Below are 3,230 nucleotides of genomic sequence, written 5' to 3' on the forward strand. Positions count from 1 at the left end.
CTGTGCGGGGGGGGGCGGGTGTGGGTGGGGGGGGGGGTGGTGGGGGGGGGGCGGGGGGGCGGGCGGCGGCGGGGGGCGGGGCCGGGCCGCCCGCTCGCCCAGCGGCAGGGGTGATCAGGAGGTGTACTTCTCGCCGAAGAAGCCTTTGGCGGCGGTGGTGCCGAGGGCTCCGGGGCCGTAGACGAAGGAGCCGGCGGGGGTGAGGCCGGAGGCGGTGGCGGGGAGCCACCAGACCGAGCCGGCCCCGTTGTTCTCGTTGACGGCGCTCGCGGCGAGGTCCTTGCGGACGGCCGTACTCCCGCCGGTCCCGCCGGTCCCGCCGTTTCCGCCGTTTCCGTCGATGAGTTTGACCACGGAGCCGAAGCCGTCGCCCGCCTCGGCGGTGCCGGGGACGCCGGGGGTGTTCTGGGTGACGGTCTTCGCGCCGGTGCCGGTGGGGCCGGTCGCGGAGCCGGGCAGGGTGACCACCGCCCCCGCGTGCGCGACGGTGCCGAGGCCCTCGCCCGGGACCCCGACCGCGATGTCCTCGTAGCCGTCCCCGTCGATGTCGCCGACGGAGACGTCCGCGCCGAACATGTCGTCCGTCTCGGCGGTGCCGGGGACGCCGGGGCTGTCCTGGAAGAGGGTCCGCTTCCGGGAGACGTCCGGTCCGGTCGCCGAGCCGGGGATGGTGACGACCACGCCGCCGTGGGCCGCCGGCTGGTGGTTGGTCATCCAGTGCGCGTAGCCGATGACGACATCCTCGTAGCCGTCCTTGTCCGTGTCCCCGACGTCGATCGAGTCGCCGTGCTGGTTTCCGAGGGCGTTGCGCCGGATCGGGCCGAGGCCGGTGGGCGAGCCCATCCACTGGAGCGGGGTGAAGGCGTACTCGCCCTCCGCGCCGGGGTCCCGGTCCAGTCCGACGATGTCGGTGGCGCCGTCGCCGTTGAGATCGCCGGTCACCAGCTCCACCAGCTCCTCCACGTTCCAGTCCTCGCCGTGGACCTGTGCCGTGCGGGCGGGGGTGCCGTCCCGCAGCAGGGGTCCGTGGCGCACCGTGAGACCGGCGCCCACGCCGGCCGACACCAGATCCTGGTGGCCGTCGCCGTCGAAGTCCCCGGTCACCAGGGCTCTGGTGGTGAAGCCCTTCAGGGAGGTGGCCGGGGTGGTGCCGCGCCCGAGGCCCGCGGGGCTGCCCCAGATCACCGAGAGTCCGCCGGCGGCGTCCGGGTCGCCGGGCGGGCCCTGGCCCTCGGCGCTGACGGCCAGGTCCGCGTAGCCGTCCCGGTCGAGGTCGGCGGCGGCGAGGGACGTTCCGAAGCGGTGGTCCGCCCCCGGTGCGCCCGGCACTCCGCCGGTGCCCTGCTGGAGGATCTGCTTGCTCGAAACCCGGGGGCCGGTGGCGGAGCCGTAGAGGACGGAGACGTAGCCGGCTCCGGCCCTGCCGTCGACGGTTGCCCGGGGTGCGGCGACGACGAGGTCCTGGTGGCCGTCGCCGTTGAAGTCGTCGTGCGGTGAGGTCGCGGGCTTCGGGGCTTTCGGGGTGGGGTCGGCGGAGGCGGCCGGGGCGGTGAGGGAGCCGGTCACCGCGATGGCGGCGAGGAGGGCCAGGGCACGGGGGGCACTGCGGGGGTTCATCGGGGGACCTCGGGGATCGTTCGGGCGGACGGGACAGTCTCGGAGATCACGCGGCGGGCCGAAGGGTTGTGGTCCGTTTCCGGTGATGGGCCTGGGGCCTGGGGCCCGGGGCGGCCCGAGATCCCCGCGTGATCGCCGGTCGCCCGGCGACAGGGGTGAGCAGGGGGTGTGCGTGCTGCCGCCCGCTCGGGCTAGACCGGGGAGATCCGCAGCCGGGGCCGCAGCTCGGCCCGGCGGTTCACCCGGAGCTTGCGGTAGACCCGGGTCAGGTGCTGCTCCACCGTGCCGACCGTGACGAGCAGGGTCTCGGCGATCTGGCGGTTGGTGTGGCCGTGGGCGGCGAGCGCGGCCACCCTCCGCTCGGCCTCGGTCAGTTCGCCGGACCGGTCCCGGCGCTGTTCCTGGATGCCCGGTAACCGGGGGGTGCCGCCGTCGGTGGTGTCGGTGCTGGTGCTGGTGCTGGTGCTGGTGGTGTCGGTGGGTGCGGTCCTCGGGGTGCCCAGGCCGTAGCGCCGGGCGAGGCGGTGGGCGGCGCGGGCCGAGGCGAAGGCGTCGTCGTGGGAGCCCAGGGCGTGCTGGGCGTGGCTCAGTTCGGAGAGCGTCAGCATCAGTTCGTACCGGTCGCCGCAGGTTTCGAGGACGGCGGCCGACTCCCTCAGCAGCGCGGGCCGGTCCGGCCGGGCGGCCGTCAGCGCCTGGACGCGCAGGGAGAGACCCCGGGTCCGGGAGGGGCCGGGGCGCAGCAGGGCGAGCTGCTCGCCGATCAGGGTGGCGGCGCGGGGGCGCTCGCCGAGCGCGAGGAGGGCTTCGGCCGCGTCGCCGCGCCAGGGGACGAGGCCGGGGGCGGTGAACCCCCACCCCTCCATCGCCTCCCCGCAGGCGAGGAAGTCGCGCAGGGCGTCGCGGGGGCGGCCGGAGGCGAGCCGCAGCCTGCCCCGGGCCTGGAGGTAGTGGACGCCGCAGGGGGTGTCGAAGCCGGCGCGGGGGACCGGGTGGGAGAGGTGGTGGGCGGCCTCGTCGTACCGGCCCGTCGCGGTGGCGGCGAGTACGGCCGCCGAGAGCGGGAGGCCGATGGCGGCGCCCCAGCTCGCCGGGGAGATCCGGGCGAGGGCGGCGCGGGCGTGCGCGCCGGCGGCGGCCGGGTCGCCCAGCCGGAGGGCGGTCACGGCGCGGATGGCGGTGAGGAGGGCGTGGCCGACGGCGTCGTCGCGGGTCGCGGCCTCCGCGAGGAGGGGGTCGCACCAGCGGGCGGCCTCGGCGGGGTGGTCGTCGTAGACGAGGGCGGCGAGGGCGGCGAGGACGTGGGGGTGGGTGGAATCGCCGGGGCGGGTCTGGTGGAGGACTTGGCGGGCGTGGGTGAGGGTGTGGTTGCCGGGGGTGCCGGTGAGGGCCCCGGAGAGGGCGTCCACGGCACCCAGCCACCCGGGGGTCCGCCGGGTGCGGGGTTCTGTGGTGCGGGATCCGTCCTCGATCTCCCCCAGAGCTGCCTCTGGGAGGTGCCCCCAGGCGGGCTGGGCGTATTCAGCCTCGCCGGCGTTTGAGGCGCGGGGGTTCGGGGGCTGGTCCCCGACCGTGGCCCGCACTGTGCGGGGTCCCGTGGTGCGGGGTCCGTC

At 76.4% G+C, this 3,230-nt stretch carries 2 protein-coding genes; both read right to left on the minus strand.

All coding sequences use genetic code 11. From position 1 onward, the window contains the following. Window positions 1–114: 114 nt before the first annotated feature. Entirely contained in the window at window positions 115–1,617 is a 1,503-nt protein-coding gene (locus ABT122_RS33375) for an FG-GAP and VCBS repeat-containing protein (RefSeq protein WP_351559915.1), read from the minus strand. 191 nt (window positions 1,618–1,808) lie between these two features. Next, window positions 1,809–3,026, minus strand: coding sequence for a helix-turn-helix transcriptional regulator (locus tag ABT122_RS33380; protein WP_351559917.1), 1,218 nt, complete (start codon window positions 3,024–3,026; stop codon window positions 1,809–1,811). Window positions 3,027–3,230 lie beyond the last annotated feature (204 nt).

This window comes from Streptomyces sp. NPDC001985 (genome assembly GCF_040296845.1).
Lineage (GTDB): Bacteria > Actinomycetota > Actinomycetes > Streptomycetales > Streptomycetaceae > Streptomyces.